Origin of the sequence: Pseudomonas graminis (assembly GCF_900111735.1) — a bacterium.
In the GTDB taxonomy this organism is placed as follows: domain Bacteria; phylum Pseudomonadota; class Gammaproteobacteria; order Pseudomonadales; family Pseudomonadaceae; genus Aquipseudomonas; species Aquipseudomonas graminis.
This window is the reverse complement of record NZ_FOHW01000005.1, coordinates 169,154-195,874: the sequence shown is the minus strand read 5'-3', so window position 1 is coordinate 195,874 and position 26,721 is coordinate 169,154. Positions and strand designations below refer to the sequence as shown.

The 26,721-nt window shown below is 58.8% G+C and carries 29 protein-coding genes; 16 read left to right on the top strand and 13 right to left on the bottom strand.

What is annotated here, in order from left to right:
- Together BMY98_RS27420 and BMY98_RS06335 are read left to right on the top strand one after the other, a co-directional pair.
- Nucleotides 1-206 (top strand): hypothetical protein (locus tag BMY98_RS27420; RefSeq protein WP_217648306.1); only part of this gene is annotated, 206 nt, incomplete at its 5' end.
- 196 nt (nt 207-402) lie between these two features.
- The gene (locus tag BMY98_RS06335) at nt 403-834 is read left to right on the top strand and encodes a hypothetical protein (RefSeq protein ID WP_074886260.1); all 432 of its coding nucleotides are present in this window, start codon (nt 403-405) and stop codon (nt 832-834) included.
- Between the two features lie 317 nt (nt 835-1,151).
- Here the strand turns inward: BMY98_RS06335 and katE are convergent, their stop codons facing one another.
- Nucleotides 1,152-3,311, bottom strand: coding sequence for a catalase HPII (gene katE / locus BMY98_RS06330; protein WP_074886257.1), 2,160 nt, complete (start codon nt 3,309-3,311; stop codon nt 1,152-1,154).
- Between the two features lie 382 nt (nt 3,312-3,693).
- On the opposite strand from katE, the gene BMY98_RS06325 reads away from it, so the two are divergent.
- The 3 genes from BMY98_RS06325 to BMY98_RS06315 all read left to right on the top strand — a co-directional run bounded on the left by BMY98_RS06325 (nt 3,694) and on the right by BMY98_RS06315 (nt 6,214).
- Complete coding sequence (locus BMY98_RS06325) at nt 3,694-4,701, top strand: methionine ABC transporter ATP-binding protein (protein ID WP_074886255.1); 1,008 nt, start codon at nt 3,694-3,696, stop codon at nt 4,699-4,701.
- The gene (locus BMY98_RS06320) at nt 4,701-5,375 is read left to right on the top strand and encodes a methionine ABC transporter permease (RefSeq protein ID WP_074886252.1); all 675 of its coding nucleotides are present in this window, start codon (nt 4,701-4,703) and stop codon (nt 5,373-5,375) included. Before BMY98_RS06325 ends, BMY98_RS06320 begins: the two co-directional genes overlap by 1 nt.
- A 65-nt stretch (nt 5,376-5,440) precedes the next feature.
- Nucleotides 5,441-6,214, top strand: a complete 774-nt coding sequence (locus BMY98_RS06315) for a MetQ/NlpA family ABC transporter substrate-binding protein (RefSeq protein WP_074886250.1) — start codon at nt 5,441-5,443, stop codon at nt 6,212-6,214.
- Nucleotides 6,215-6,260: 46 nt separating this feature from the next.
- Here the strand turns inward: BMY98_RS06315 and BMY98_RS06310 are convergent, their stop codons facing one another.
- Nucleotides 6,261-6,893 (bottom strand): SCO family protein, encoded by a 633-nt coding sequence (locus BMY98_RS06310; protein WP_074886246.1) that lies wholly within the window; start codon nt 6,891-6,893, stop codon nt 6,261-6,263.
- Between the two features lie 149 nt (nt 6,894-7,042).
- On the opposite strand from BMY98_RS06310, the gene BMY98_RS06305 reads away from it, so the two are divergent.
- A complete protein-coding gene (locus BMY98_RS06305) occupies nt 7,043-7,693 on the top strand; it encodes a hypothetical protein (RefSeq protein WP_074886242.1) in 651 nt (216 codons plus the stop codon).
- Between the two features lie 24 nt (nt 7,694-7,717).
- Here the strand turns inward: BMY98_RS06305 and BMY98_RS06300 are convergent, their stop codons facing one another.
- The 3 genes from BMY98_RS06300 to BMY98_RS06290 all read right to left on the bottom strand — a co-directional run bounded on the left by BMY98_RS06300 (nt 7,718) and on the right by BMY98_RS06290 (nt 11,441).
- Nucleotides 7,718-9,247 (bottom strand): SulP family inorganic anion transporter, encoded by a 1,530-nt coding sequence (locus BMY98_RS06300; protein WP_074886241.1) that lies wholly within the window; start codon nt 9,245-9,247, stop codon nt 7,718-7,720.
- A gap of 131 nt (nt 9,248-9,378) precedes the next feature.
- Nucleotides 9,379-10,044, bottom strand: coding sequence for a carbonic anhydrase (locus BMY98_RS06295; protein WP_425438847.1), 666 nt, complete (start codon nt 10,042-10,044; stop codon nt 9,379-9,381).
- A 338-nt stretch (nt 10,045-10,382) separates the two neighbouring features.
- A complete protein-coding gene (locus tag BMY98_RS06290) occupies nt 10,383-11,441 on the bottom strand; it encodes a PA0069 family radical SAM protein (protein WP_074886234.1) in 1,059 nt (352 codons plus the stop codon).
- A 195-nt stretch (nt 11,442-11,636) separates the two neighbouring features.
- Here BMY98_RS06290 and BMY98_RS06285 point away from each other — a divergent pair, with 195 nt between their 5' ends.
- Together BMY98_RS06285 and BMY98_RS06280 are read left to right on the top strand one after the other, a co-directional pair.
- Nucleotides 11,637-12,290 carry a dual specificity protein phosphatase family protein gene (locus tag BMY98_RS06285; protein WP_074886231.1) on the top strand — a complete coding sequence of 218 codons (654 nt, stop codon included), beginning with the start codon at nt 11,637-11,639 and terminating at the stop codon, nt 12,288-12,290.
- Between the two features lie 193 nt (nt 12,291-12,483).
- Nucleotides 12,484-14,124, top strand: coding sequence for a phosphoinositide-specific phospholipase C-related protein (locus tag BMY98_RS06280; RefSeq protein ID WP_074886228.1), 1,641 nt, complete (start codon nt 12,484-12,486; stop codon nt 14,122-14,124).
- 65 nt (nt 14,125-14,189) lie between these two features.
- Here the strand turns inward: BMY98_RS06280 and BMY98_RS06275 are convergent, their stop codons facing one another.
- Both BMY98_RS06275 and prlC read right to left on the bottom strand, forming a co-directional pair.
- A complete protein-coding gene (locus BMY98_RS06275; RefSeq protein ID WP_074886225.1) occupies nt 14,190-14,477 on the bottom strand; it encodes a YheV family putative zinc ribbon protein in 288 nt (95 codons plus the stop codon).
- Nucleotides 14,474-16,525 carry an oligopeptidase A gene (prlC, locus tag BMY98_RS06270; protein WP_074886222.1) on the bottom strand — a complete coding sequence of 684 codons (2,052 nt, stop codon included), beginning with the start codon at nt 16,523-16,525 and terminating at the stop codon, nt 14,474-14,476. The genes BMY98_RS06275 and prlC overlap by 4 nt, the downstream gene beginning before the upstream one ends.
- 90 nt (nt 16,526-16,615) lie before the next feature.
- Here prlC and BMY98_RS06265 point away from each other — a divergent pair, with 90 nt between their 5' ends.
- Both BMY98_RS06265 and BMY98_RS06260 read left to right on the top strand, forming a co-directional pair.
- Entirely contained in the window at nt 16,616-17,164 is a 549-nt protein-coding gene (locus BMY98_RS06265; protein ID WP_074886219.1) for a gamma carbonic anhydrase family protein, read from the top strand.
- 8 nt (nt 17,165-17,172) lie between these two features.
- Nucleotides 17,173-17,823 carry an HAD family hydrolase gene (locus tag BMY98_RS06260; RefSeq protein WP_074886215.1) on the top strand — a complete coding sequence of 217 codons (651 nt, stop codon included), beginning with the start codon at nt 17,173-17,175 and terminating at the stop codon, nt 17,821-17,823.
- 72 nt (nt 17,824-17,895) lie between these two features.
- Here the strand turns inward: BMY98_RS06260 and BMY98_RS06255 are convergent, their stop codons facing one another.
- Complete coding sequence (locus BMY98_RS06255) at nt 17,896-19,029, bottom strand: aminopeptidase (RefSeq protein WP_083398730.1); 1,134 nt, start codon at nt 19,027-19,029, stop codon at nt 17,896-17,898.
- 108 nt (nt 19,030-19,137) lie between these two features.
- Here BMY98_RS06255 and BMY98_RS06250 point away from each other — a divergent pair, with 108 nt between their 5' ends.
- A complete protein-coding gene (locus tag BMY98_RS06250; protein WP_074886212.1) occupies nt 19,138-19,554 on the top strand; it encodes a PA0061/PA0062 family lipoprotein in 417 nt (138 codons plus the stop codon).
- Between the two features lie 73 nt (nt 19,555-19,627).
- Here BMY98_RS06250 and BMY98_RS06245 read toward each other — a convergent pair whose 3' ends face one another.
- On the bottom strand, nt 19,628-19,861 hold the full coding sequence (locus BMY98_RS06245; protein ID WP_074886209.1) for a DUF1161 domain-containing protein: 234 nt from the start codon (nt 19,859-19,861) through the stop codon (nt 19,628-19,630).
- A 131-nt stretch (nt 19,862-19,992) separates the two neighbouring features.
- Nucleotides 19,993-20,424, bottom strand: coding sequence for an OsmC family protein (locus BMY98_RS06240; protein ID WP_037017022.1), 432 nt, complete (start codon nt 20,422-20,424; stop codon nt 19,993-19,995).
- A gap of 284 nt (nt 20,425-20,708) precedes the next feature.
- Here BMY98_RS06240 and BMY98_RS06235 point away from each other — a divergent pair, with 284 nt between their 5' ends.
- Entirely contained in the window at nt 20,709-21,710 is a 1,002-nt protein-coding gene (locus BMY98_RS06235; protein WP_074886206.1) for an LLM class flavin-dependent oxidoreductase, read from the top strand.
- Nucleotides 21,711-21,795: 85 nt separating this feature from the next.
- On the opposite strand, the gene BMY98_RS06230 is transcribed toward BMY98_RS06235, so the two are convergent.
- Both BMY98_RS06230 and BMY98_RS06225 read right to left on the bottom strand, forming a co-directional pair.
- Nucleotides 21,796-22,020, bottom strand: coding sequence for a DUF1161 domain-containing protein (locus BMY98_RS06230; protein WP_074886203.1), 225 nt, complete (start codon nt 22,018-22,020; stop codon nt 21,796-21,798).
- Nucleotides 22,021-22,181: 161 nt separating this feature from the next.
- Nucleotides 22,182-22,397, bottom strand: a complete 216-nt coding sequence (locus BMY98_RS06225) for a dodecin (protein ID WP_074886200.1) — start codon at nt 22,395-22,397, stop codon at nt 22,182-22,184.
- Between the two features lie 182 nt (nt 22,398-22,579).
- Here BMY98_RS06225 and BMY98_RS06220 point away from each other — a divergent pair, with 182 nt between their 5' ends.
- On the top strand, nt 22,580-22,903 hold the full coding sequence (locus tag BMY98_RS06220) for an ElaB/YgaM/YqjD family protein (protein WP_037017008.1): 324 nt from the start codon (nt 22,580-22,582) through the stop codon (nt 22,901-22,903).
- Here BMY98_RS06220 and BMY98_RS06215 read toward each other — a convergent pair whose 3' ends face one another.
- Nucleotides 22,904-23,803, bottom strand: coding sequence for a LysR family transcriptional regulator (locus tag BMY98_RS06215; RefSeq protein ID WP_074886197.1), 900 nt, complete (start codon nt 23,801-23,803; stop codon nt 22,904-22,906).
- Between the two features lie 121 nt (nt 23,804-23,924).
- Between BMY98_RS06215 and trpB the strand changes: the two genes are divergently transcribed.
- The 3 genes from trpB (at nt 23,925) to BMY98_RS06200 (ending at nt 26,602) form a co-directional block, all read left to right on the top strand.
- Nucleotides 23,925-25,157, top strand: a complete 1,233-nt coding sequence (gene trpB, locus BMY98_RS06210) for a tryptophan synthase subunit beta (protein ID WP_074886195.1) — start codon at nt 23,925-23,927, stop codon at nt 25,155-25,157.
- A complete protein-coding gene (gene trpA, locus BMY98_RS06205) occupies nt 25,157-26,017 on the top strand; it encodes a tryptophan synthase subunit alpha (protein WP_074886192.1) in 861 nt (286 codons plus the stop codon). Before trpB ends, trpA begins: the two co-directional genes overlap by 1 nt.
- A gap of 75 nt (nt 26,018-26,092) precedes the next feature.
- Nucleotides 26,093-26,602, top strand: a complete 510-nt coding sequence (locus BMY98_RS06200; protein ID WP_074886189.1) for an anti-virulence regulator CigR family protein — start codon at nt 26,093-26,095, stop codon at nt 26,600-26,602.
- Nucleotides 26,603-26,721 lie beyond the last annotated feature (119 nt).

Here is a 26,721-nt window from a genome sequence, read left to right as displayed (position 1 = left end):
TTTGGGTTTTGCACGACCAGCAATGTGGACCAAACGCCGCCCTTTCAAATCTTGCTAGGTGTGTAATCGTCTGCTATGGAACTCAAGAGGAATGGGAAGAAGGAGACTCAACTGAGCCAACAGCGGTATATCTCTACTTGGTCTACTTGAAGAAAGTCATTCCCGAAATCCCCCCGCTTCTAATTGAGTTCTTTACCAAGGATTAGGCTTTAAATAGCGGCCTCTTTCTTCTCTGTGATTTCCTAAAAGGGCTGGCCTCGGGTTTTTTGCTGATTCGAGGTGGACAGCCTCCCTAGGTACTAGAGCTCGGTTCTGTTTAATCAAAGTCTGAGGATGGGAAAAAGAAAGCGGCTCATACAGCCAGTATCGCTCAACCGCCTTGAGTAATTTTGGAAATAAATTATGGATCTCGAAAATTTTAAAAAATATAGTATCAACTCAATAGTTCGACCTGCCGGGGACTCTAATGCGCTTAAGCATCAGCTTACGTTCTTTGTCAGCGTTTTAGACGCATTGGATATTCATTTTTCAAATCCCGAAAACGATCCGACGCAGTTAGTTAGGGACTACATCGAAGACAAGATCCCTGTTGAGACACTTGCTGCTAAAGCCTCAATTTGGTGGTCAATAATTGGGGATTCAGCAGCGGTGCGTGAATTCCGAGACCGCAATATATTAATGGCAAGACTTGCTATCTGCCTTCTCTACTGGGATGAGACCAAACGCTCGGACCTAGGAGATAACCTGTCATGGTTTCTCGAGCTGCTACACGCTTTGAACGTCGACAGGAACCTACCAACTGAAATGATGATAAAGTATTTTGAATATCGATAAAAATAGCCAGTAAATTAAAGGCGCGGACCATTATGGTTTGCTGCGCTTATGCCCTGAAGTCTCAGAAGAGTTCTTTGCCTTTTTTCAACGTGCTAATTGCAGCGCAGTGGGAGGAGGCTCGTTGTGATTGGTCACGCACTGACAGCGCGTGACGAAGATCAACCCCGATTTCGAGTTGCAGATGCAGCGCGAAATCGAGCGCACTGAGCCGGCGAAAATCGTGTTGAAGCCCGCTCAGCTCTGATCGATTTTTGATCAAAAGAAAAGGCGTTGTCCTCGCGGGCAACGCCTTTTTTGTTACGGGCTAGTCTTGCAAGTTATGCAGGAATCGCCTTCGCTTTTGGCTCACGAGCCCAGACGCGGTGCTGCTGGATTGCATCGAAGAATGCCTTGAAGGAGGCTTTGTCCGAAACAGTCAGCAAGCCGGCATCGGCTTCCAGGCGCAGCAGGTCGATCAGTTTCTGTGCATCACCGCCGTAGGCAATGGCTTTGAGGTGCTTGTACGCCTCAAGCACGTAGTGCAGTGCCACGCCGTCGCCGCTCAGGGCCTTGATCGAAGCTTCGCCGCCCGGGATGAACACGGCATCGAACGCGACCGATGGCAAACCTTCCATCGAAGCATCAACTGCCAGGGACGCACCGCTCGCGGTTTTGACCGGCGCGGAGGTAGGACCCAGCACCTTGGCATGTGCGCCTTCGGCTTCCAACGCCGCTTTCATCGCCTCTACAGCTTTGTCGTCAACACCGTTCGCGACGAGGATGGCAACTTTGCGCGAAGCAATGTCAGCAGGCAGCAAGTTCGCCTGGCTCAGCAGGGGCGAGCTGTCGACGCTCAACTTGCCGTTGCCTTGCGCTTTGACGGTAGCCGCTTTCGGGGCGGGCAAGCCAAGATTTTCAGCCACACGCGCAGCCAGTGTGAGGTCGATATTCGCGAGAATCTCGTTCACCTGACGGGCGCGAATGTGCTCACGCTCCACCTTGCCCAACTCGAAGCTGTACGCCGCGATGATGTGCTCTTTCTCGTGCTCGCTCATGCTGTTGAAGAACAGCGTGGCTTGGGTGAAGTGATCGCCAAACGACGGGCTGCGCTCACGCACCTTGTGAGCTTCGATGCGCTCTGGATACGTCTCGAAACCGCCATCCTGCGGACCTGCAGGGGTTTCTTTCGGCCAGCCGCCGTCGATGGAGTTCGGCTCGTAGGAAGCGCGACCCTTGTCGATGGTAGTGCGATGCTGAGCATCACGCTGGTTGTTGTGGTTCGGCGAGACCGGACGGTTAATTGGAATCTCGTGGAAGTTCGGCCCACCCAGTCGGCTGATCTGCGTGTCGGTGTAGGAGAACAGACGCCCCTGCAGCAGTGGATCATTGGAGAAGTCGATACCCGGCACGACGTGGCCTGGGCAGAACGCAACCTGCTCGGTCTCGGCGAAGTAGTTGTCCGGGTTACGGTTGAGCACCATCTTGCCCAGCGGTGTTACCGGCACCAGCTCTTCCGGAATGATTTTGGTCGGGTCCAGAATGTCAAAGTCGAACTTGTGCTCGTCTTCCTCGGCAACAATCTGAACGCCCAGTTCCCATTCCGGGTAGTCGCCCATCTCGATGGACTCCCACAGGTCGCGGCGGTGGAAATCGGTGTCCTTACCCGCAAGCTTCTGCGCTTCGTCCCACACCAGAGAGCACGTACCGTATTTAGGCTTCCAGTGGAATTTGACGAAGGAGGATTTGCCCTCGGTGTTGATCATGCGGAACGTGTGAATGCCGAAACCCTGCATAGAGCGCAGGCTTTTCGGAATCGCACGGTCGGACATGGTCCACAGCACCATGTGCGCGGACTCCGGCACCAGGGAAACGAAGTCCCAGAAGGTGTCGTGGGCCGAGCCGCCCGTAGGGATTTCGTTATGAGGCTCTGGCTTCACCGCGTGTACGAAATCGGGAAACTTGATGGCGTCCTGAATGAAGAACACCGGCATGTTGTTGCCGACCAGGTCGTAGTTGCCTTCGCCGGTATAGAACTTGACCGCGAAACCGCGTACGTCACGGACGGTATCGCCGGAGCCACGTGGGCCCTGGACGGTGGAGAAACGCGTGAATACGGGGGTTTTCTTGCCCGGGTCGCGCAGGAATTCAGCTTTTGACAGCGCCGAGTGGTTCTCGTAGGTCTGGAAGTAACCGTGAGCCGCCGTGCCGCGCGCGTGGACGATACGCTCCGGAATGCGTTCATGGTCAAAGTGAGTGATTTTCTCGCGCATGATGAAGTCTTCGAGCAGCGACGGGCCGCGCGAGCCGACTTTCAGCGTGTTCTGGTTGTCGGAAATCTTTACGCCCTGATTGGTGCGCAAAGCCTCGCCGGTGGCGTCGGAGCGGAAGGTTTCAAGGCTTTCGATCTTGGCGTTGGTATTGCCACGATCCAGCGTGTCAGTGCCAGCCAGTTCACTGTTGGCGTTGGCGCTAACAGGTGGATTGGTGTTCTTACTCATCAGACAAAACTCCTCGGTTCGAGCGGCTCCCTGTTCGGCATTCCATGGTGTGGAGGCAGCAGGAGCTCGTAGGCAGAAATGCCTGACACGAAGTCAGGCATTATTCAGGCGCTAAGTAAGTGACTGACGATGAAATCAGCCGTTCCGTTTGTTTTTCCAATTCATTGATTTCCACCGTCAGCCCGACAGTCGGCCATCCATATGACCGTTCGGCAGGTGCAGTGCGAAATAAATGCTAAGAAGGCTGGGCCCAATCCGGATTCGACAGGCTAAAATGCGCGCCCGGTTTACCCAGCCGAAGCCGAAATGGCATCGCTCAGCAGCGTGATGAAGGCATGAGTCTCCACGCTGATTTTTCAACGCGCCCCACAAGGTTCGCTCCGTGATCGAGTTTCAAAACGTCCACAAAACCTATCGGGTCGCCGATCGGGAAATTCCCGCGCTGCACCCCACCAGCCTGCGCATCGAAAACGGCCAGGTGTTTGGTCTGATCGGCCACTCCGGCGCCGGCAAGAGCACCATGCTGCGCCTGATCAACCGCCTTGAAGCGCCGAGCGGCGGCAAGATCCTGGTCGATGACGTCGATGTCACTGCGCTGGACGCCGACGGACTGCGCGGCTTCCGCCGCCAGGTCGGCATGATTTTCCAGCACTTCAATCTGCTGTCGTCCAAAACCGTGGCCGACAACGTCGCCATGCCGCTGACGCTGGCCGGGGACATGTCCCGCGCGCAGATCGATCAGCGCGTGGCCGAGCTGCTTGCCCGCGTGGGTCTTTCCGATCACGCCAAAAAGTACCCGGCGCAATTGTCCGGCGGCCAGAAGCAACGCGTCGGCATCGCCCGCGCGCTGGCAACCAAGCCGAAAATTCTGCTGTGCGACGAGGCCACCAGCGCCCTCGACCCACAAACCACGGCATCGGTGTTGCAGCTGCTGGCCGAGATCAATCGCGAGCTGAAGCTGACCATCGTGCTGATCACCCACGAAATGGACGTGATCCGTCGCGTCTGCGATCAGGTGGCGGTCATGGATGCGGGTGTCATCGTAGAGCAGGGCGCTGTGGCCGATGTGTTTCTGCACCCCAAGCACCCGACCACTCGCCGCTTTGTGCAGGAAGACGAAGAGGTCGACGAAAACCAGCTGAACAGCGATTTCGCCCATGTTCAGGGCCGCATCGTGCGCCTGACGTTTCAGGGCGAAGCGACCTACGCGCCATTGCTGGGCACGGTCGCGCGGGAAACCGGCGTGGACTACAGCATTCTGGCCGGTCGTATCGACCGCATCAAAGACACGCCTTACGGGCAACTGACGCTGGCCATCACCGGTGGTGACATGGACGCCGCGTTTGCTCGCTTCACCGCAGCCGACGTTCACATGGAGGTCCTGCGCTGATGGACGCCTTTCTCAATCTGTTTTCCAACGTCGACTGGTACGAAATCTGGCTGGCCACCGGCGACACCCTGATCATGCTTGGCGTCTCGCTGGCGTTCACCATCCTGCTGGGCCTGCCGCTTGGCGTGCTGATGTTCCTGACCTCTCCGCGTCAGTTGCTTGAGAACAAGCCGGTTTACACCACCGTGGGCTTGATCGTGAACATGCTGCGGGCGCTGCCGTTCATCATCCTGCTGATCGTGATGATGCCGCTCACGGAAATCATCACTGGCACTTCACTGGGCATTCTTGGCACGCTGCCACCGTTGATCGCAGGCGCAACGCCGTTCTTCGCGCGCCTGGTGGAAACCGCGTTGCGGGAAGTGGATCGCGGGATCATCGAGGCCACTCAGGCGATGGGCGCCACAACCCGGCAGATCGTGATCAAGGCGCTGTTGCCTGAAGCACGCCCGGGCATCCTCGCCGCAATCACCGTGACCGCGATTGCGTTGGTGTCGTTCACGGCGATGGCCGGTGCGGTCGGTGCCGGTGGCCTGGGCGATCTGGCGATTCGCTACGGTTACCAACGCTTCCAGAACGATGTGATGTTTGTCACGGTCGTATTGCTGCTGGTGCTGGTGCAGATCCTGCAAACCGTTGGCGACAGACTGGTCGCGCACTTTTCACACCGTTAACCGAATTCGCCGGTCACTGACCGGCAGATGCATGCGACTGCGCGTGCATTTCAGGAGCAATAGAAATGAAAAAGTTGTTGGCTGTATTCGCTGCTGTGGCGGCCCTGTCTGCCCATGCCGATGAGACCTTGACCGTCGCGGCCTCCGCTGTGCCCCACGCCGAGATTCTCGAGTTCGTGAAGCCGATGCTGGCGAAGGAAGGCGTGACGCTGAACGTGAAGGTGTTCAACGATTACATTCAGCCGAACGTACAGGTCGACCAGAGCCGCATGGATGCCAACTTCTTCCAGCATCAGCCATATCTGGATGAGTTCAACAAGGGCAAGGGTACGCATCTGGTAAGTGTGGCCAAGGTTCACATCGAGCCGTTTGGCGCTTACTCGGACAAGCTCAAGAGTCTGGCCGAGCTGCCGGATGGCGCTAACGTGGCCATCCCGAATGACGCCACCAACGAGGGCCGTGCCTTGTTACTGCTGGTCAAGGCCGGCCTGATCACCCTGAAGGATCCGACCAGCATCACCGCCAAGCCAAGCGACGTGCAGCAGAACCCGAAGAACCTGAAATTCCGTGAGCTGGAAGCGGCGACGCTGCCACGGGTACTGACGCAGGTGGACCTGGCGCTGATCAACACCAACTACGCCCTGACCGCCAAGCTGGATCCGACCAAGGACGCGCTGGTCATCGAAGGGGCGGAGTCGCCATACGCGAACATCCTCGTGACCCGCGAAGACAACAAGGATGCCCCGGCCATCCAGAAACTGGTCGCCGCGCTGCACAGCCCGGAAACCAAGGCGTTCATCGTTGAGAAGTACAAAGGCGCCGTGGTCCCGGCGTTCTGATCACCACACGCCCATGATCTCGGCGCAACGCCGAGATCAGCAGTCCTTATTTTCTCTCAACCAGCCCCGGCAACTGCGCTACCAGCTTCTGGCTGTTCAGCGGCGCGCGGATGAACCCGCGCTGGGTGCCGTCGGGGCCGAGGAGGGCGAGGTTGCCGCTGTGGTCGACGGTGTAATTCGGCTTGCTGGTATCCGCCGGGATATACGGGATGCTCACGGCATTCGCCAGCTTCTTGAGCGTGTCGACCGGCGCCCTCAGGCCGACGAACTGCTTGTCGAAATAACTCAGGTATTGCTTGAGCTGTTGCGGAGTGTCGCGATCGGGATCGACGCTGACCAGCACAATGCGCAGCTTGTCGACGGCCTCACGGGGCAGCTCGCTTTTGATCTGACGCAGCTGGGCGAGGGTGGTCGGGCAGATGTCCGGGCAGAAGGTGTAGCCGAAGAACAATACCGTCCATTTGCCCTTCAATTGGCTCAATGAAAGGGGTTGGCCGTCCTGATCGGTGAGCGAGAGATCCGGCACAGCGCGGCTCTGCGGGAGAAGGATAATCCCTGCATCGATATGGGCGGCCTGGTCGCCCTGGTCCGTTCCGGACAGCACACGGTAGACGGTCAGGCCAAGCACCAGTGCCACGATGGCCACAAGGATGAAGACAGCTTTCTGGGTTCGGGTCATGGGTTCAACACATCAGTGATCCAGGAGCGCGCGATTATGCACATAAGCGTGAACCTGTTATGACAATTACGTCTTAGCCTCATTCGTGAGCAGGCTAAGGTATGACTTCCCTATAATGACCGCCTGGTTTCATTGCCTATGGAGCATCCATGAACACCGCCGCATTGCGCGAGCAGATCACTAGAGCCCAGGAACACGAAAACCAATCCGGTCAGCTACTGCGCCAGTTGGAATCGCAACTTCCTCATCTTCACCCGTCCATTCACCTGCCTGACGTAGACGCAAGAGGCGTACTGACGCGTTTCGTCATTGCCTATATCGGTCAGGTTCCGGACTTGCTGGATGCCGCCCATGACGTAGCACTGCAGGCGGGCATCGAAAGCCAGATCGAACCGGTTCTGAAAATCGCCGAGCAATTCTTCACCGCGCCGCCCGCCATCATGGCGGGCCATGAAGGGCTGGATGGATTGTTGGATGAAGCGTATCTGGCCCACCGCCTGGTGGAAGAGGTGAATGATCTGTACATCAAGCATTTCGGCCAGCCTCTGATACCGGTGAACACCACCGTGGCCAGCGTCATCGCCCACCAACTGATCGGCGAGTCGTTTGCCAATCAGCTCGACGAAGTGGTCCATCACGCAATCGACGAGATGCTCGATGACGACAGCTTCTCGCTGGAGTCGGTGGAAGCCTACCGCGAACGCCTCGCCAGCCCGGACACCGATGCGGCGTGGAGACGCTGGCCCAGCCTGTCACGTCAGCTGGGCGTTGGTCTGGAGCTGGAGTGCGGGAAAGACTGACCCCGCACTCCACCCACGCGGACCTTAATGCAGCGCAGCGCCTCCGATCGACGTGCGAATCCTTCCTTCCACGCGACGCTTGAGCAGCCGTTGCTCCAGCAGTAAACGCGAGCCCTGCGCGGCGTTGGCGCGACCCCATTCCTCCAGCAGCTCCAGGCAGGAATGGTCGATGTACCTCAGGTTGCCCAGCGGGACATGCAGCGTGGTGCCGGGCGGCACGGTTTCCAGCGACTGCGTCAGCGCCGGCACCTTGAGGAACGTGGCCGAACCATTTAGGCGCAACTCCATTTCACCTTCGGCCGGCAGGTCGACGAGATTGATCTTCAAGCGCGATGCACTCAGCGCCAGCTTCACCAGTGTCAGGCCAAAGCCGATCAATACACCCGTCAGCAGGTCGGTCAGGACAATCGCGCTGGCGGTCGCGCCGTAGATGAACATCGGCATGCGGCCGTAGCGTCCCAGCCCCTTGAGCGCCTGAACATTCACCAGCTTCACGCCGGTGTAGACCAGCACGCCGGCAAGGCTCGCCACAGGAATGCTTTGCAGCACACTGGACAGCAACAGCACGAATGCCAGCAGCCACAAACCGTGGAACATCGCCGACAGCCGCGTCTTGGCACCGGCCTGAACGTTGGCCGAACTGCGCACGATCACGCCGGTCATCGGCAAAGCGCCGACCAGACCGCAGAGCATGTTACCCACGCCCTGGGCACTGAGCTCCTTGTCGAAGTCCGAACGCTGGCCGTCGTGCATCCTATCCACTGCCGCTGCCGACAACAGAGTTTCTGCGCTGGCAATAAAGGCGACGGCAATCGCCGCGATCAGGATGGCAGGGTCAGCCAGGTTCAGCAGGTCTGCAGGGCGCAGCCAGTCGATGGCCTCGGCCAGGTTGGCCGGAACCTCGACGCGCTTGACCTGCAAGCTCATCACCAGACTCACCACCGTCGCAAGGCCGACGCCGAGCAACGCGCCCGGTACGAACCGAAGTGCATGAGGCCGACGCTTTTCCCATAGCCACATTACTGCGATGGTCCCCAGCCCGAGCAGACCAGCCTGCATGGCGCTGCCCATCCCCATCGCACCCATGACGGTCTGCGGGAACGCCACGAGGTTGTCGAGCCCCGAAGGCTTGGGCCCGCTGTCGAACATGACGTGAACCTGAGAGAGCACGATCAGCACGCCGATGCCCGCGAGCATGCCGTACACCACCGCCGGCGCCGTGACGCGAAACCAGCAGCCGAGCTTCAAGCGTCCAGCCAGCAATTGCAGCGCACCGGCGAGCAGCAGAATCGGCCCTAGCATGGCCATGCCGTGCTCACGAACCAGCTCGAACACCAGCACTGCCAGACCTGCCGCCGGGCCGCTGACCTGCAGCGGCGAACCGGCCAGCCAGCCCACCACCAGACCGCCGATGATGCCGGTGATCAGACCCTTGGAGGGCGGCATGCCGGAAGCGATGGCGATCCCCATGCACAGCGGCAGGGCCACCAGAAAAACCACCACGGAAGCCAGTAGCTCCCGTGGTAACAGCGCTTTCAGATCAGTAGTAGCCATGACGACTCTCCGGAATTCAGACGTGACAACGCCCGGCGGCACGCGCTATGCGCGGCCGCTACGAGCTTGTATGAGGGTGGAACCGTCAGGGCCGACGCCGCTGCACTCTGGCGCAGCGGGTCAGCCGGCGATCAATATCGCCCGCGGGGGATCGACGCCATCGGCACTGGATGGTCGCCATCCAAGGGCAGGAAGCAGTCCTGCTCGGCATCGTAGGCGCGGATTTCGCTGGTCTCGATGTTGTAAACCCAGCCGTGGATGAACAGCTGACCGCTGGCCAGCTTGGACGCCACGGAAGGGTGAGTGCGCAGATGCTGCAGCTGCGCGATGACGTTTTCTTCGGTGAGCACGTGCATGGTTTCATGCTCGCTGGTGCAGTTGCAGTTATCCTGCACAACGGTCTTGGCAACCTCGGCGTGACGCAGCCAGGCTTTGACCGTCGGCATTTTCTCCAGGGTGTCGGGGTTGAGAACGGCGCGCATGGCCCCGCAATCGGAGTGGCCACAGACAATGATGTGCTGCACGCCCAAGGCCAGGACAGCGTATTCAATAGCCGTCGAGACGCCGCCATTCATTGGGCCATAAGGCGGGACGACGTTACCCACGTTACGGGTGACGAACAGGTCGCCTGGCGAGCTTTGGGTAATGAGTTCCGGGACGATGCGCGAGTCGGCGCAGGTGATGAACATGGCCCGGGGATGTTGGGCGGTGGCGAGTTTCTTGAACAGTTCTTCCTGCTGAGGGAATACGTCATGGCGGAATTGCTTGAAGCCATCAACGAGTTGCTTCAGTGCCATTTCGGCGGTTTCCACCTGAGGCGTTACGCCTGTCGTCGCAGCCTGAGGCTGCTTATCCTGGTCACTCATGTTTCATCCTCTCTGACGGATTTAAGTGAATTTTCCGGCGAATCCTGTGGATGACCCACTTTTTTCTGGCCTTCGTACGACTCTTTTCCTACAAGACCAATCGGTCACTTCCGACTCACCTTAACGACGCAAACTTAATTGAAACTGAATGCATGGCTCTAGATCACGGGTCTTGCGTTAGAAAATCTAAACCGCAAGCTCGCGCTCCTGCAATGGCAACCCGGTTCAAGCCGCAAGATCAGCGATCTCCCTGTAAGACGCCACTCGAGTCACAAAAGCGACATCTGACCACCGGGCGGGCAAAACGCGCTGCAATCCAGCTGAAAACTTTCCCGCCGGTTCAACCCGTGCTTCTTGATGGCGAGGCTGTAACGCTGCGCCAGCAGTTCGGCGAACACCCCCTCACCGCGCATTCGCGAGCCAAAGCGGCTGTCGTACACCTCACCGCCACGGCTCTGTCGCACCAGGCTCATCACATGCTCGGCCCTCTGCGGATAATGCGCCTGGAGCCACTCTTCGAACAACGGGGCAACCTCCAGGGGCAGACGCAGCATCACGTAGCTCGCACTCAATGCGCCGGCGGCCTTGGCCTCGGCCATCAGCTTCTCCAGCTCCATGTCATTGATCATCGGAATCATCGGCGCCAGCAAAACGCCCACCGGCACACCGGCATCGCGCAAGACCCGTATCGCCCGCAACCTGGCTTTAGGCGCGGCAGCACGGGGTTCAAGGATGCGCTTGAGCTCATCGTCCAGCGTCGTAAGACTGATGAACACCGACACCAGCCGCAGCTTTGCCAGCTCGGACAGCAGATCCAGATCCCGGAGAATAAGCGAGCCCTTGGTGATGATCGTCACCGGATGGCGATAGCGCAGCAGCACTTCCAGCGTCGCTCTGCTCAATGCGTATTCGCGCTCGATGGGCTGATACGGATCAGTGTTCGCGCCCAGGGTGATCGGCGCAACGCTATAGCCTGGCTTGGACAGCTGCTGCTCCAGCAGAGCGGCAGCGTTGGTTTTGGCGATCAATCTGGTTTCAAAGTCCAGCCCTGGCGACATGTCCCAATAGGCGTGGCTCGGCCGGGCGTAGCAGTAAATGCAGCCATGCTCGCACCCCCGGTAAGGATTGATCGAACGGTCGAAAGGAATGTCGGGCGACGAGTTGCGCGCGATGATGCTCTTGGCCGTCTCCAGCGTGACGGTGGTGCCTTGGGTCAGCGGCACTTCCTGGTACCAGCCGTCGTCTTCGACCACGGATCGGTTGGGCGCAAAGCGGTTATGCGGGTTGGTCGCGGTGCCGCGCCCGCGCGGGGGCAAGTGAATGGACATGACGGCTCCTCGATAACTGGTTATGCATACAGTATCGTGAAACGCTCATGCCCTTCACTCGCAGACCCGGAAAAAAACCCTGGCACCGATCAACGGCTTTCACCAACTTTTGACACGCGCCTCACAGCGCCTTGACCCAATCCAGCGAAGACTTGCCGCATCGATAAATGGCTGGTTTTCCACGGTACGTCTTCCATGCGCCTTCGCCCGCTCGTTGCTCAACTCATCCTAATGCTGGCCGTGTCATCTGCCTCTCTCGCTAAAGCCGAGGATGTTTCACCGGCGCAATTGTCACGCCCGTCGCAGTGGGCGCAGCTGGTGGATGCGCACTACAACCTCTACCAGATCACGCCAACGCTTTACCGCAGTCGCCAGCCTGACGCTGCCGCACAGCCACTTCTGCAACAGCTTGGCGTACACACGGTGATCAACTTCCTCAAGGAAAGTGACAGCAAATGGCTGTCCGACGCCTCCGTGGCGCAGGTCCAGATTCCGTTACAAGTGGTTCACATTGACGATGCCGATGTGATCGAAAGCCTGCGCGCCATACAGACCGCGCAACAAAACGGGCCAGTGCTCATTCACTGCAAGCACGGCCTGGACCGAACCGGTCTGGTGGCAGCGATGTACCGCATCGTCGCCCAGGGCTGGAGCAAACAGGCGGCGCTGGATGAGATGGAGCACGGCGGTTATGGCGACGAAGACAGCCTCAAGCGCGGGATTGCCTACATCAATAATGTCGATGTGGCGGCGCTGAAGTCGGCAATGGATAGCGGTGCGTGCAGCACCAGCGTGTTTGCCCTTTGTGCGATTAAAGGCTGGTCGCACAAAGTAGGCATGATCAATTAAGGGGATCGGTTTCATCGTTGCCTTGCCAATCGATCCAGTCCCCTTGCTCGAAAATCACTCGCATTTTGCAACATAGCCTTCTGGCGGCAGGGTGGCGCTGACACAAAACACAACTACTACTAAGCACATGCCGATATTGGCATGGATGCGTTTAACGCCTACCGGAAACACCCTATCGAAAAGGATTTCGACAATGACGTTCAATTACACACGGATTGCCCTGGCGGCAATTTTTGGCATAGCCACACTCAAGGCACACGCGACTACGCTCGATTCGCGGAATAACCCATTCAATGAATACAGTTGGGTCACCACCCATAATTCCTATGAAAAGATCAATCAAAACCTGAAGGAGATGCCGAGCCAACTCAACGATGGCGTCAGAGGTTTCATGCTTGATCTCTATGTAGAAAACACAAATCCTCGCCCCGAAGAACGCATCAAAGTGTGCCATAAGCAATTGGCCTGCTACGGGCCGTTATCCAATCACTTGAAAACAGAATTTCTGCCTTTCCTGCAAAGGAATCCAAGTGAGGTCGTCACGCTGTTCCTGGAAACCTACGTCAACCGGGAACACCTGCAGGAGGTATTCAATACCCTGCCGGAGCTGGCGAGCGTTTCATTCGACCCGGCAAACTTCGCTGCGGATCGGTGGCCGACGCTCAACCAGATGGCGGCACGTGATAACCGTCTGATCCTGTTGGCGGACAAACGTGAGGTCGCAGGCGACTACTGGGTCCAGGGCAAAAAGATCACGGTTATGTTTGATCAGGATTGGATTGTGCAGAACAAGTGGGACACCCTGGGGAACGTTGCCAGCAGCATTGAAAGTACTCACGACTGGTCTTGCCCCACGCGCTGGAGTGGGTTGCCGCTCAACACTGAAAAGGTAGCCGCCTCGACGGGTAAGCAGTGGAAACGGTTGTTCCTCATGAATCAGTTTCACCCGGGCACATCTACCGTCTTCGACTCGGCCAGCTACGACAACAACCTGACTTACCTCAAGCGCCGCCAGGACAACTGTGGTGTTGCCCCCAACTACGTTGGTATCAACAATTACAAGAGTGGTGAGGCAGAGCGTTATACCGCTGCGCTCAACAACGGCGGCATCTTTCTGCATGAAGGTCGAAATGCAAGCCGGTCCCAAGACATTGTCTGCGTGATCCCTGTCAGCACCGGGGTGGTCAATCGCAAGGCCAACGGTTGTGAAAACGATGAGGCGAGGTCGATGTCCTTGTCGGGGGTTGCCAGTGGAACCCGCATTCAGTTGTTCGACAGTGGCAGTGGCAATACCCAGGACGACCACATCACCATCGACGTGAAGCGCAACATTGGCATTGGCGAGCGTGTAGTCATTCCGAGTTTCGAGTCCGATGCGAGCACCAGCGATTACCAGGCCGTTTATAACCGCAACAACGGGCTTGATGGAAAGACGTCGCGCATTGTCATCAGCCGGACACCCACCGACTTTTCCGATGCATCGGTGGCGTTCTACGAGGGCACCCATGCCAGTCAGAACCTGGATTGCGTGATTCCTTTCAGCTCCAGTTACAACATGAAGATGAAGAGCAATAGCTTTGGCTGTTCCAACGACGAAATCCAGTCTGCCAGAATCCTCAAAGCCAAAGCGGGCACGTCTTTCACGCTCACGGGCCATCCCCAAGGTGATTTCAGCGAGGGGCGAACGACTGTGGAGGTTCTGCGCGACATTACCCTTCCCGTCGTCATCCCGAGCTTCAACAGCAGCTATTCAAACAGTGACGTTAAAGTGACGAATTACACCAGGGCCGTCGGAGGCAAGATCTCTTTCGCCTATATCAACGGCGCACGGTAATCCGCAAACGATACAAAAAAAGGGATACCCACGGCGGGCATCCCTTTTTTTTATCCGAGATCACGTCAACTCGGATCAACCGGCTTCTTCAGCTTCGGATTCGGGAAGAACTGCACGCCCTGCACCTTGGGATCAGCCGGCTTCACCACAGGCTTGTTCACTCGCGTGCCAAGTTCTGTCGGGATCGATTGCCCCTGGGCATTGAGGGTGTCGGAATAACCGCAGTGCACGCAGTGGCGGTGCGGCACGTCGTCTTCACTCCACATCATCAACTTGTCAGGCTCGCTGCATGCCGGGCAGACCGCCCCGGCGATGAAGCGCTTCTTGGTAATCACCTGCGGTGTTTCGGTCATGCTGCCGCTTCCTCACTCAAGCCTGAATGGCGCAAGAGTGCGTCAATCGACGGCTCGCGTCCGCGGAAGTCGACGAACAGCACCATCGGCGCCTGGGACCCGCCCCGCGCCAGAATGGCCTCACGGAACGCCCGGCCGGTCTGCTCGTTGAATACGCCTTCTTCCTCGAACTTCGAGAACGCATCGGCAGAGAGCACTTCGGCCCACTTGTAACTGTAGTAGCCCGCTGCATAACCGCCGGCAAAGATGTGCGCGAAGCTGTTCGGGAAGCGGTTGTACGCAGGTGGGCGCATCACCGACACCTCGTCACGCACGCCCTCGAGCACTTGCAGCGTAGTGCGGCCGTCGCCATGGGTGGCGTGCAATTCGAAGTCGAACAGAGAGAATTCCAGCTGGCGGACCATCATCAGGCCGGACTGGAAATTCTTGGCCGCCAGCATTTTCTCAAGCAGGTCCTGAGGCAGCGGCTCGCCGGTTTCGTAATGACCTGAGATCAGCGCCAGGCCGTCCGGCTCCCAGCACCAGTTTTCCATGAACTGACTTGGCAGTTCGACCGCATCCCAAGCCACGCCATTGATGCCCGACGCGCCCGCATGTTCGACGCGGGTCAGCAGGTGGTGCAGGCCGTGGCCGAATTCGTGGAACAGGGTGGTAACTTCATCGTGGGTGAGCAGCGCAGGCTTGCCGCTGACCGCCGGTGTAAAGTTACAGACCAGATTGGCCACAGGGCTTTGAAGTGTGCCTTCAGCGGTGCGGCGACGGTCGCGGGCGCCGTCCATCCATGCACCGCCACGCTTGTTGGCGCGAGCGTAGAGATCAAAGAAGAAGCGGCCGACGTGCTGGCCGTTTTCCTTGATTTCGAACAGGCGAACGTCCGGGTGCCAGGTATCGAAGCCCTTCTGCTCGGCGATTTCAATGCCGTACAGTTTTTGTACGATCGCGAACAGGCCGGTCAGCACCTTGTCGACCGGGAAGTAGGCGCGCAGGGCTTCCTGGGAAACGCTGTAGCGTTGTTCGCGCAGCTTCTCACCATAGAAACCGCTGTCCCAGCTCTGCAGATCCGGGCAGCCTTGTTCGGCGGCATAGGCTTTCAACTGCTGCAGATCCTGAACGGCAAACGGCTTGCTGCGCTTGGCCAGATCACGGAGGAAGCTAAGAACGTGATCGCTGGACTCGGCCATTTTGGTGGCCAGGCTCAGCTCGGAGAAGCTGGCGAAACCCAGCAGTTTGGCCAGTTCCTGACGCAGATCGAGAATCTGTTCCATGATCGGGCCGTTGTCGTTGTTCCCAGCGTTCGGCCCCTGGTCCGACGCGCGGGTGCAATACGCCGCGTAGACTTCCTCACGCAGTGCGCGGTCTTCGGCGTAAGTCATTACGGCGTAGTAGCTCGGGAACTCAAGCGTAATCAGGTAGCCTTCCAGGTCTTTCGCCTGGGCAGCGGCCGCCATCTGCGCCTTGGCCGAATCGGTCAGGCCGGCGAGGGCCGCTTCGTCTGTGACGTGCTTGCTCCAGGCCTGAGTCGCGTCGAGCAACTGGTTGGAGAACTGACTGCCCAGTTCGGACAGCTTGCTCTGCACTTCGGCGTAGCGTTTTTGCTGTTCCGGCGGCAGATCAATGCCCGACAGGCGGAAGTCACGCAGCGATTGCTCGAGAATGGTTTTCTGGGCGACGTCGAAATTCGCCGCTTCCGGGCTGTTGGCCAAGGCTTCGAAGGCCTGGAACAGCTCGCGATTCTGACCCATTTCGGTCGAGTAAGCGCTCAGGGCTGGCAGGCAAGACTCGTAGGCCTCGCGCAGTTCCGCGCTGTTGCACACAGCGTTCAGGTGACTGACCGGACTCCAGGCGGCGCCCAGGCGGTCATTGAGTTCATCCATCGCCAGTACCAGGCCAGCCCATGTAGGCTGAGAACCTTGCTTGGCGAGGATCTCGGCAATCGCGGCGCGGTTGTCGGCGAGAATCTGTTCGATGGCAGGTTTTACATGCTCGGCGCGAATCGCCGAGAAAGGTGGCAGGTCGTAGGATTGCAACAGAGGGTTGTTCGCGCTCACGGTTTGGCACCTTGGCTAAAAGAAACACCTACGCATCTTAATTACAATCGGCGCCGACCGCAGCTATCGGCGCCAGAGAAGGAGCCTATCGTGGCCATTCGCACGTTCCAGAACCACACCCCGGCCCTTGGCGAGCGGGCGTTTGTCGATCATTCGGCGATTGTGATCGGCGACGTCGAAATCGGCGCCGACAGTTCGGTCTGGCCGCTGACCGTCATCCGTGGCGACATGCACCGCATCCGCATCGGCGCGCGCACCAGCGTGCAGGACGGCAGTGTGCTGCACATCACCCACGCCGGCCCGTTCAACCCCGACGGTTTCCCGCTGTTGATCGGCGATGAGGTGACCATCGGCCACAAGGTCATGCTGCACGGCTGCACCGTCGGCAATCGCATTCTGATCGGCATGGGCACCACGATCATGGATGGCGCAGTGGTGGAGGACGAGGTGATCATCGGCGCGGGCAGCCTGGTGCCACCCGGCAAACGTCTCGAGAGCGGGTATCTTTACGTCGGGCGTCCGGTGAAGCAGATGCGCCCGCTGACCGAAAAAGAGATCGCTTTCTTCCCCTACAGCGCGACCAATTACGTGAAGTTGAAAGACCAGCACCTGGCCGAAGGCTTCGACAAACCCTGCTGAGAGCACACATGCATTACCAGAACATTCTGTTCGACCTGGACGGCACCCTGACCGATCCGCGCGAAGGCATCACCCGGTCTATCCAGTTTGCCTTGAACAAGCTGGGCATCGACGAACCCGACATCACCCGGCTCGAGCACTTCATCGGGCCGCCGCTGTTGCAGCAATTCATGCGCGCCTACGACTTCGACGAAGCGAAGGCCTGGGAAGCGGTGGGCTTTTACCGCGAGCGCTTCAAGGTCACGGGCCTTTACGAGAATCTGGTGTTCGACGGGATTCTCGAACTGCTGGACATGCTCTCGGATCAGGGGCGTACGCTGTTCATCGCGACATCCAAGCCCTGGGTGTTCGCCCATGAAATCGCCCGGCATTTCGACTTCGCGCGCCATTTCAAGCTGATCTACGGCAGCGAGCTGGACGGCACCCGTACTGACAAGGTCGAGCTGATTCGGCACTTGCTGGACGAGGAGCAGCTCGACCCGAAACAGACGCTGATGATAGGGGACCGTAAACACGATCTGATTGGCGGCAAGCGCAACGGTTTGGACGTGGCGGCGGTGGGGTATGGGTTTGGCAGTCTCGAGGAGCTGGAAGCCGAGGCGCCGACGTATCATTTTGATTCGGTGAGCGCGCTGCATCGGGCGTTTATCAAAAGCTGAGAGCACTCAATCTGTAGGAGCGCGCTGATCGTTCCCACGCTCTGCGTGGTAATGAATCCGGGACGCTCCGCGTCACCTCACGGCTGGACGCAGAGCGTCCGGGGCGGCGTTCCCACGCGGAGCGGGGGAACGATCATGCCGCTGAGGTTTTTGGACCAGCCGCTCCAACGCCGCCTTGCGTTCTTCCTTGGGCAATCCGCCCAGCTTTTCCACCGCCGAATAGAACGTAGGCCAATCACCGTTCACCTGCCTGAACAACGCTTCAAACGCCGGCACCCACTGATCGTATAGACCAATGGGCAGCAGGCGTGCGTTATTCATCGGCGCATACACCCAGCCGTCGAAGCGCTTGTCGCCGCCCCACTGGCTGTCGCGCAACTGCCGATACTCCCTGCGCAGACGCTCGAACTCAGCGGCCTTGCGTTCGCGCATCACCTGGGGGCTCAGCGGCTCGGCGTACAGCGCCTTCAGCCGATCTCGGGTGTCGAGGGCCAGTTGAGTCAGCTGATCCCGTCGCCGCGCTTCCGAAGACCCGCCTTCGGCAGGCAAACCCCGCGCCGCGCGCCACTGACGCGTGCCTTCCTGCTCCACGAAACTGGCGTAGGACTCGTTGAATTCACTGTCGTCCTTCACGTAAAACCGCTGGTGCGCCAGCTCGTGGAAGATCAGCGTGGCCAGTCGCTCATCGCCCCAGTTCATCATCGAGCTCATGATCGGGTCATCGAACCAGCCGAGCGTCGAATACGCCTCAACGCCGCTGACATACACGTCCTTGCCCGCAAGCTTCTGAACGGCCGCATCCCCGCGCGCTGCGCCTTGGGTGTAATAGCCGCGATAGGCCACGCACCCGGCGATGGGGAAGCAATGGGTGACAGGATCAAGGGAAAATTCGCCGGTCGCGAAGACGTTCCAGACGACATACGCGCGATGGATGTCGGCGTAAAGGCGGTAGCTGCGGTTGTCCGGCAGATGCAGATGCTCGGTCGCAAACGCACGGGCCTGCTGAGATGTGCGCAGATGATCGCGCAGTTTGGGGTCGCGATTCGGATCTGCGATGACGTCGGTAACCGGCTCCCGCGCCCGCAACAGGGCCATTTGGCCGCTGGCCAGTTGTGAGTAATAGGAAAGACTGGAACAGCCGCCGAGGAGTAAAGTCGCCAGCATCGACAGGCCACGTTGCAGCCAGGCCTTTTTTGATCGAATCATGCAGCAGCCTTAACCTCGATATTCATGAAGTGCAAACATCAGCGTTATGCCGGACTGCCCGCCTCTGACGCAACTCTCATCGCCATTTGCCCCACTGCGGAGTTCGTCATGCGCCTGCCTCTGTCCATCGTCGCCCTGAGTCTTCTGGCCGGTTGTGCGGGGCCTTTGCCTGCGGTTGATCCACAACAGGCGTGGGTCGACCTGCATACGTTCACCGGCAAAACCCTGATGGCCGACAAGCTCGACGGCGTGCGCACCTACGACGGTCGCTTCTTTCAGGTGACGCCGGGCAAACACAAGCTCGAAGTGCGGTATGACTACGATTACGCGCCCGGCGCGATGAGCTTGTCGATGGACATTTACAACGAGCGGACCTGCTACGTCACGATCAACTACGACCGCTTCGAGGCCGGCCGCCGCTATCGTCTGGATGTGCGCAATATCACCAACAGCATCGACGCGCAGTTGCGGGATGAGCAACGCAATGTGCTCGCGGAGGAGGGGGACATCTTCTGTATTCCCTGACGCGAGGATGCGACGTACGCACGCGCACGAGCTCGCTTACAAGGCTCACGAAAAATTTACGCTCGCACCCAGGCTACCGATCATTGTTCTGATAAATGATCTTCTTGGTGCCGTTTTCGCAGGTGCCGACGACCATGTTCTGATCATGCACATCTTCGTTGGTCACGACTTCCAGCGTGTAAGAGCTAACGTTCTGGGCCTGGATCTTGGCTTCGATTTCGTCCTTGAGCTCTTCACAGGGCTTGGGTGCAGCGAAAGCGCTGGTGCTCAGCGCTCCGAGAATCAGGATTGCGGCGATACGTTTCATGATCGACTCCTTCGACACCGTGCGATACGCATCGGCGTTGCATGTGACCGTGTGGCCGCATGCCGGTTCTCGCGCGGCCATAACGAAGATGACCCGCAATTGCGGGCCATCGAGTGCAACAGTAACGCGAATCAGCTCACGAGCGTGGCATCGAGCGTGATCTTGGCGTTCAGCACTTTGGAAACCGGGCAGCCTTCCTTCGCATCGTTGGTCAGCTTCTCGAACTGTTCCTGGGTTGCGCCGGGAATCTTGGCTTTCAGTGTCAGGTGCACTGCGGTGATTGCGAACCCGCCATCGACTTGATCCAGGGTGACGTCAGCAGTGGTGTCGATGCTGTCGGCCTTCAGATTGGCGTTGCCGAGGATCATCGACAGGGCCATCGAGAAGCAGCCAGCGTGGGCTGCGCCGATCAGTTCTTCCGGGTTGGTACCCTTGCCGCCTTCGAAGCGGGCCTTGAAGCCGTACGGCGCTTCACGCAGAACGCCGGTTTCAGTAGAGATGCTGCCGATACCCGACTTCAGGTCACCTTCCCAGTGGGCGGATGCTTTCTTGACGATGCTCATGGTGTCTCCTCATGAAAAAGTGCGATTTCGCTCGCACGCGGACCAAAGTTCTGAGGAGTGTAGGCGGGACTTAGTTCAACGCTTATGCCGCCTGTGCTTTTTTGCGGCGGGATACAACTTTAATTCCGACCAAATTGGTAGGAAATTTCGCCTTACCCATTGCAACTCTGAAATCCGCCCTTATTCTATGGCTTAACGCAAATATTTAGTCTTAATGCCGGTTTGCTCGCGTGATGTCCCCGACGGATGCGCCGACTCAAGCCCAAGAGGATCAACAACGGCCTATGAAACGATTAGCTGATGTGAAGATTTCGACGCTCGATCTGGTACCCGTCCGCGAAGACAAAGGCCCGGCGGAATCGCTGCGTAATGCGCTGGACCTGGCGCAACACGTCGAGAAATGGGGCTACAACCGTTTCTGGGTAGCCGAACACCACAACATGGACGGCATCGCCAGTTCGGCTACCTCTGTTCTGCTGGCCTATCTGGCCGGTGGCACCTCAACCATTCGGGTTGGGTCGGGCGGGATCATGCTGCCGAACCACGCGCCGCTGGTGATCGCCGAGCAGTTCGGCACGCTGGAAAGCTTGTTCCCCGGGCGTATCGACCTGGGCCTCGGCCGCGCGCCGGGTTCTGATCAGATGACCGCCCGCGCCCTGCGCCGCGAGCGCTCCGGCAGTTCCGATGATTTCCCGGATGATGTGACTGAACTGGTCAACTACCTCGGGCCGCGTCAGCCTCATCAGCGAGTTCTCGCTGTGCCCGGCACCAATACCAATGTGCCAATCTGGCTGCTGGGTTCGAGCCTGTTCAGTGCTCAGCTGGCCGGTGAGCGGGGCCTGCCGTATGCATTCGCGTCGCACTTCGCGCCACGTTTCATGCACGAAGCGATTCGCGTCTACCGCAGCCACTTCAAGCCTTCTGAAGTGCTCGACAAGCCCTACGTGATGCTCGGCGTCCCGCTGGCCGCCGCAGAGACCGACGAGCAAGCCGAGTACCTGGTGACGTCAGTGTACCAACGCATCCTGAGTCTGATGCGTGGACAGAGTCTGATGCAGAAGCCGCCCGTCGAGAGCATGAATGGCCTGTGGCTGCCCCATGAGCGCGACGCAGTGATGGATTTCCTGGGACTGGCAGTCGTCGGTGGTCCCGAGAAGATTCGCGCGAAGCTGGACGTGCTGCTTGAACAGACCGACGCGGACGAGCTGATCTTCACGTGCGACATGTACGAACACGCCGATCGGCTTCGCTCTTACGAGATACTGGCGCAAGCCGCGAAGGGCTGATTCAGGGTCGCGCGCTGAGCCTATCCGCCACAAACAAAAAAACCGACGCCAGATGCGTCGGTTTTTTTGTATCGACGGGCCGTTATCAGCCGCGCTTGTAAACGATTTCCTTGCTGCCGCCTTCGCAGGTGCCGACGACTTTGGCGTCTGCCGAGCTGCCTTTCTCAACAGCTTCCAGCGTGTAGGAAGAAACGCCTTTGGCTTTGATCTTCGCGTCGATGTCGGCTTTGACGTCATCGCACGATTTTCCAGCGGCCATCGTAGTGCCCGCAATGCTCAACAAGCCTATGGCCAACAGAACTTTTTTCATCGGTACATCCCCTCGTCAGGCGCAATTTTCGGATCAAAAAGGCCGCTCCAATAGGGCGGCCTGACTACATGAACCTGCGTCATGAACCTTGGAAAAAGTCACGACTGCGCGGTATGTATAGCGAAGGTTGTGGCACTCGGCCACTTCAAAAGTTCAGCGACTCAGCTGTTGTCGATGCGAAAACCGACTTTGATGGTGACCTGGAAGTGGCCGACTTTGCCGTCTTCGATGTGGCCACGGGTTTCCAGCACTTCGAACCACTCCATGAGTTTCACGGATTTGGCCGCCTGGGCAATCGCGTTCTGAATAGCGTCGTCGGTGCCCACGGTGGACGAGCCGACCAGCTCCAGCATTTTGTAGGTGTGATGATCAGACATGGCAGTTCTCCTGAAAGGTGTTGCGCGGTGGCAGGGCCGCATTGATTGTGTTCACTACCTCTGTGCCGAAATGCGGCCTAAAAGTTCAGAAGAAACGGTACTTCGCATTACGCACTGCACTTTCTCGAAACCCTGGAGTCGGAAACAACACACGCCACTCATCACAGCAGGAGAGTCAAACCATGGCATTCACGTCATCCCGTAAAGCGTCGTTGCAAAGCATGGAAGCCGAGATCGAGAGTCTGCTCAAGTCGCTGGAAGGCTTGAAGTCCGATGCTTCCGACGAGTCGCGCAAGACCCTGAAAAATCTGAAAGCCAACGCTGAAAGCGCGCTGAGCCATTCGCGCAGCCTGCTGAGCGATGTCTACGAAGACGTCAAAGTCAAAACACGTGAAACCAGCGTTGCGACCCGTGACTACGCACAAGAGCATCCTTGGACCACCGCAGGCGTCGCTGTTGGCGCTATCGGCCTGCTGGCAGCTTATCTGCTGTGCAAGCGCGGCTGATCAAGCCCGCCCCGATCGCTCGAGCTCCTGCTTGAGCCATCGAGCCAGGTGCTGAGCACGCCCATCTGCGGCGCGTTTTGGCACCCACAACGCTAGCTGCGCCGGGGTTTCACTGAAGCCCCATGGCGCAGCCAGGCGTCCGGCTTTCAAGTCATCAGCCACCAACGGCTCTGGCGCGATTGCCACCCCTAGGCCGGCGACGGCCGCCTCCAGTAAATAATACAAATGCTCGAAATCTTGCCCGAAGTTCAATGCGTCGGGATCGATGCCATTTTGCGTAGCCCATGCCGGCCATGCTTGCAGGCGTGAAGTGGTCTGCAGCAACGGCTCTCCCAAAAGCGCCTGAACAGGTGCGTGTCGCAGCTCTTCAAACCTCGCGAATCGCGGACTTAAGACAGGACCGATACGCTCGCTGGCAAGCTCGAATACCTGCATATCTGCCGGCCAGGGCGGCTCGGCAAATATCAGCAGAGCGTCAAGACCCGGGCGCCGTGGGTCGAGGTCTCCTTCTCCCGCAGACAAGTGCAAGCGCAGGTCGGGAAGGTCCGCATTCAAGCGCCCCAGTCGCGGGATGAACCAGCGTGCGAGCAGGCTTCCAGAGCATCCCAGGACGAACGGCGCATCCGCATTGCCCTGGCTAAGCTCGGCACACACGCTGCGCAGACGATCAAATGCTTCAGCACTCGCATCGCGCAGCCGAATCCCGGCATCTGTGAGTTTAAGGCCTCGCCCGTCCTTGCTGAACAGGCCAACCCCCAAGTGCTCTTCAAGCACTTTCAACTGACGGCTCACGGCACCATGGGTAACGTGCAATTGCTCAGCCGCCTGACTGACACTATTCAACCGGGCCGTGGCTTCAAAAGCACGCAACGCGTTGAGGGGCGGAAGGTCTCGGCTCATGAGATATGTGAGTTTTCCTGACAGGTTGCGCAGATCTTATCGGTTTTCAACGTCGCTGGCGCTGGTTAGAGTGGGATCACTGCCTGACGGCTCATCTTATTCGTCACCTCCGGAGGTCCACATGACCCAGACCCAGACACAGAATGCTTACAGCAGCGGCCCGGACGACCGCGGCATGTTCGGCGGGTTCGGCGGCCGTTATGTCGCTGAAACGCTGATGCCGCTGATTCTTGATCTGAACCGCGAGTACGAGATCGCGAAGACAGATCCATCATTCCTGAACGATATCGCCTACTTCCAGCGGGATTACGTGGGCCGTCCCAACCCGCTTTATTTCGCCGAACGCCTGACCGAGTACTGTGGCGGCGCAAAGATTTACCTGAAGCGCGAAGAGCTCAACCATACCGGCGCGCACAAGATCAACAACTGCATCGGCCAGATCCTGCTGGCGCGGCGCATGGGCAAAAAACGCATCATTGCCGAGACCGGCGCTGGCATGCACGGCGTTGCAACGGCCACCGTCGCCGCGCGCTTTGGGCTGGAATGCGTCATCTACATGGGCACCACTGACATCGAACGTCAGCAGGCCAACGTATTTCGCATGAAGCTGCTGGGCGCCACGATCATTCCGGTGGTCTCCGGCACCGGCACACTGAAAGACGCCATGAACGAGGCGCTGCGTGACTGGGTCACCAACGTCGACAGCACCTTCTATCTGATCGGCACCGTCGCCGGCCCGCATCCTTACCCGGCTATGGTCCGCGATTTCCAAGCCGTCATCGGCAAGGAAACACGTGTACAGATGCAGGAACACGAAGGTCGTCTGCCGGACAGTCTGGTGGCGTGTGTTGGTGGTGGCTCCAATGCCATGGGCCTGTTCTACCCGTTTCTGGATGACAAGAGCGTGCGCATCATCGGCGTGGAAGCCGCAGGTCACGGCATCGAAACCGGCAAGCATGCCGCCAGCCTGAATGGCGGCGTCCCGGGCGTGCTGCATGGCAACCGTACTTTCCTGCTACAGGACGACGATGGCCAGATCACCGACGCGCACTCGATTTCAGCCGGCCTCGATTATCCAGGCATTGGTCCTGAGCACGCCTGGTTGCACGACGTTGGCCGGGTCGAATACACCTCCGTCACTGACGACGAAGCGCTGGCTGCCTTCCACAGATGCTGCCGCCTTGAGGGCATCATCCCGGCGCTGGAAACCGCTCACGCCCTGGCTGAAGTCTTCAAACGCGCACCGTCGCTGCCAAAGGATCACCTAATGGTGGTCAACCTGTCCGGTCGTGGCGACAAAGACATGCAAACCGTGATGCACCACCTCGATCTGTCCCAGCAGGAGAAACACTGATGAGCCGCCTGCAAACACGTTTTGCCGAACTGAAAGAACAAAATCGCGCAGCCCTGGTGACCTTCGTCACGGCAGGCGACCCGGGCTACGACACCTCGCTGGCTATTCTCAAGGGCTTGCCTAAGGCAGGCGCCGATGTGATCGAACTGGGCATGCCATTCACTGACCCAATGGCCGACGGCCCGGTCATTCAACTGGCCAACATTCGCGCACTCTACGCCAAGCAAAACTTGGCGAAAACGCTGCAGATGGTGCGTGAGTTTCGCGAAGAGGACAGCACGACGCCACTGGTACTGATGGGCTACTACAACCCTATTCATAATTACGGGATTGAGCGCTTCATCTCCGAGGCCCAAGCCTCGGGCGTTGATGGCCTGATTGTTGTGGACCTGCCGCCGGAGCACAACGCCGAGCTGTGCGACCCTGCGCAGAACGCCGGTCTGGACTTCATCCGCCTGACCACGCCGACCACCGACGACGTTCGTTTGCCTACCGTGCTTAACGGCAGCTCCGGGTTCGTTTACTACGTATCCGTAGCAGGCGTGACGGGTGCAGGCTCGGCAACCATCGATCACGTCAAGGAAGCTGTGCAACGCCTGCGCCGCCATACCGATCTGCCAATCAGTGTCGGCTTCGGGATTCGCACGGCTGAGCAAGCAGCAGCCATTGCGCGCGTGGCCGATGGTGTTGTTGTCGGTTCGGCATTGATCGACCAGATCGCCAATGCGTCTTCGCCAGAACAAGCAGTCAGCGGCGTGCTGGAGCTGTGCGCGCAGTTGTCGCAAGGCGTGCGTAAAGCCCGCGTAGCCGAAGGTAAAGTTTCTGATACAGAGGAATCTCGGTCCTTGGCAGCACACTAAGCCGTACAGCGAAGGGGTTCAGGACCACGTCCTGAACCCCTTTTTGCTGCCCGTATTGGCTCAGGAGCGCGCTACATGAAAGTCTCGAATCGTTTGATCGCCGGGTTGGGCGTGTTGATGCTCAGCGCCAGCGCGCTGATTCAGGCTGCACCACCGGATCAACGCGGCGGCGATGACAATGGCCCCGGCCAGCATCAGGACCACGGCCAGCCAGGCGGTCCGCAGGGCGATCGCGGCAATGGCAACGGTAATAACAACGGCAACGACCATCGCAACGACCCGCGCGCCGATAACCGTGGCAATGGTCCACGGGGCGGGCCTCCTCCTGCCGACTTCGGCGACGTGCGCCGGACCATCAGCGAACACCGTGAAGTCATCGGTCGCGGTCAGCCGCTGCCCCCTGGCGTCCATATCGTCAAGGGCCACCCGCTACCACGGGGCTATGGCCGTCGACTGGACCAACGCTCGCTGCAATACCTGCCGCAATACGATGGCTACGAATGGCGCCGCCTGGGCCCGGACGTTGTGCTGATCGCAATCGGCAGCGGCATTGTTTATGAAATCCTGGATGGCGTGCTGAACTAAGGGTGTTTAGAAATGGCGTCCACTCACGTCATGTGGGACGGACGCTAATCCTGTAGGAGCGCGCTCGCCCGCGATGCGTTGTGTCAGCCACCGTATGTTAGTCAGAACGACTGCATTTC

What these genes read in the sequence shown, in the direction of transcription:
- BMY98_RS06335 (WP_074886260.1), top strand. Translation starts at nt 403, where the DNA reads ATGGATCTCGAAAATTTTAAAAAATATAGTATCAACTCAATAGTTCGA.
- katE (WP_074886257.1), bottom strand. Translation starts at nt 3,311, where the DNA reads ATGAGTAAGAACACCAATCCACCTGTTAGCGCCAACGCCAACAGTGAA.
- BMY98_RS06320 (WP_074886252.1), top strand. Translation starts at nt 4,701, where the DNA reads ATGGACGCCTTTCTCAATCTGTTTTCCAACGTCGACTGGTACGAAATC.
- BMY98_RS06315 (WP_074886250.1), top strand. Translation starts at nt 5,441, where the DNA reads ATGAAAAAGTTGTTGGCTGTATTCGCTGCTGTGGCGGCCCTGTCTGCC.
- BMY98_RS06310 (WP_074886246.1), bottom strand. Translation starts at nt 6,893, where the DNA reads ATGACCCGAACCCAGAAAGCTGTCTTCATCCTTGTGGCCATCGTGGCA.
- BMY98_RS06305 (WP_074886242.1), top strand. Translation starts at nt 7,043, where the DNA reads ATGAACACCGCCGCATTGCGCGAGCAGATCACTAGAGCCCAGGAACAC.
- BMY98_RS06300 (WP_074886241.1), bottom strand. Translation starts at nt 9,247, where the DNA reads ATGGCTACTACTGATCTGAAAGCGCTGTTACCACGGGAGCTACTGGCT.
- BMY98_RS06295 (WP_425438847.1), bottom strand. Translation starts at nt 10,044, where the DNA reads ATGGCACTGAAGCAACTCGTTGATGGCTTCAAGCAATTCCGCCATGAC.
- BMY98_RS06290 (WP_074886234.1), bottom strand. Translation starts at nt 11,441, where the DNA reads ATGTCCATTCACTTGCCCCCGCGCGGGCGCGGCACCGCGACCAACCCG.
- BMY98_RS06285 (WP_074886231.1), top strand. Translation starts at nt 11,637, where the DNA reads ATGCGCCTTCGCCCGCTCGTTGCTCAACTCATCCTAATGCTGGCCGTG.
- BMY98_RS06280 (WP_074886228.1), top strand. Translation starts at nt 12,484, where the DNA reads ATGACGTTCAATTACACACGGATTGCCCTGGCGGCAATTTTTGGCATA.
- BMY98_RS06275 (WP_074886225.1), bottom strand. Translation starts at nt 14,477, where the DNA reads ATGACCGAAACACCGCAGGTGATTACCAAGAAGCGCTTCATCGCCGGG.
- BMY98_RS06260 (WP_074886215.1), top strand. Translation starts at nt 17,173, where the DNA reads ATGCATTACCAGAACATTCTGTTCGACCTGGACGGCACCCTGACCGAT.
- BMY98_RS06255 (WP_083398730.1), bottom strand. Translation starts at nt 19,029, where the DNA reads ATGATTCGATCAAAAAAGGCCTGGCTGCAACGTGGCCTGTCGATGCTG.
- BMY98_RS06250 (WP_074886212.1), top strand. Translation starts at nt 19,138, where the DNA reads ATGCGCCTGCCTCTGTCCATCGTCGCCCTGAGTCTTCTGGCCGGTTGT.
- BMY98_RS06245 (WP_074886209.1), bottom strand. Translation starts at nt 19,861, where the DNA reads ATGAAACGTATCGCCGCAATCCTGATTCTCGGAGCGCTGAGCACCAGC.
- BMY98_RS06240 (WP_037017022.1), bottom strand. Translation starts at nt 20,424, where the DNA reads ATGAGCATCGTCAAGAAAGCATCCGCCCACTGGGAAGGTGACCTGAAG.
- BMY98_RS06235 (WP_074886206.1), top strand. Translation starts at nt 20,709, where the DNA reads ATGAAACGATTAGCTGATGTGAAGATTTCGACGCTCGATCTGGTACCC.
- BMY98_RS06230 (WP_074886203.1), bottom strand. Translation starts at nt 22,020, where the DNA reads ATGAAAAAAGTTCTGTTGGCCATAGGCTTGTTGAGCATTGCGGGCACT.
- BMY98_RS06225 (WP_074886200.1), bottom strand. Translation starts at nt 22,397, where the DNA reads ATGTCTGATCATCACACCTACAAAATGCTGGAGCTGGTCGGCTCGTCC.
- BMY98_RS06220 (WP_037017008.1), top strand. Translation starts at nt 22,580, where the DNA reads ATGGCATTCACGTCATCCCGTAAAGCGTCGTTGCAAAGCATGGAAGCC.
- BMY98_RS06215 (WP_074886197.1), bottom strand. Translation starts at nt 23,803, where the DNA reads ATGAGCCGAGACCTTCCGCCCCTCAACGCGTTGCGTGCTTTTGAAGCC.
- trpB (WP_074886195.1), top strand. Translation starts at nt 23,925, where the DNA reads ATGACCCAGACCCAGACACAGAATGCTTACAGCAGCGGCCCGGACGAC.
- trpA (WP_074886192.1), top strand. Translation starts at nt 25,157, where the DNA reads ATGAGCCGCCTGCAAACACGTTTTGCCGAACTGAAAGAACAAAATCGC.
- BMY98_RS06200 (WP_074886189.1), top strand. Translation starts at nt 26,093, where the DNA reads ATGAAAGTCTCGAATCGTTTGATCGCCGGGTTGGGCGTGTTGATGCTC.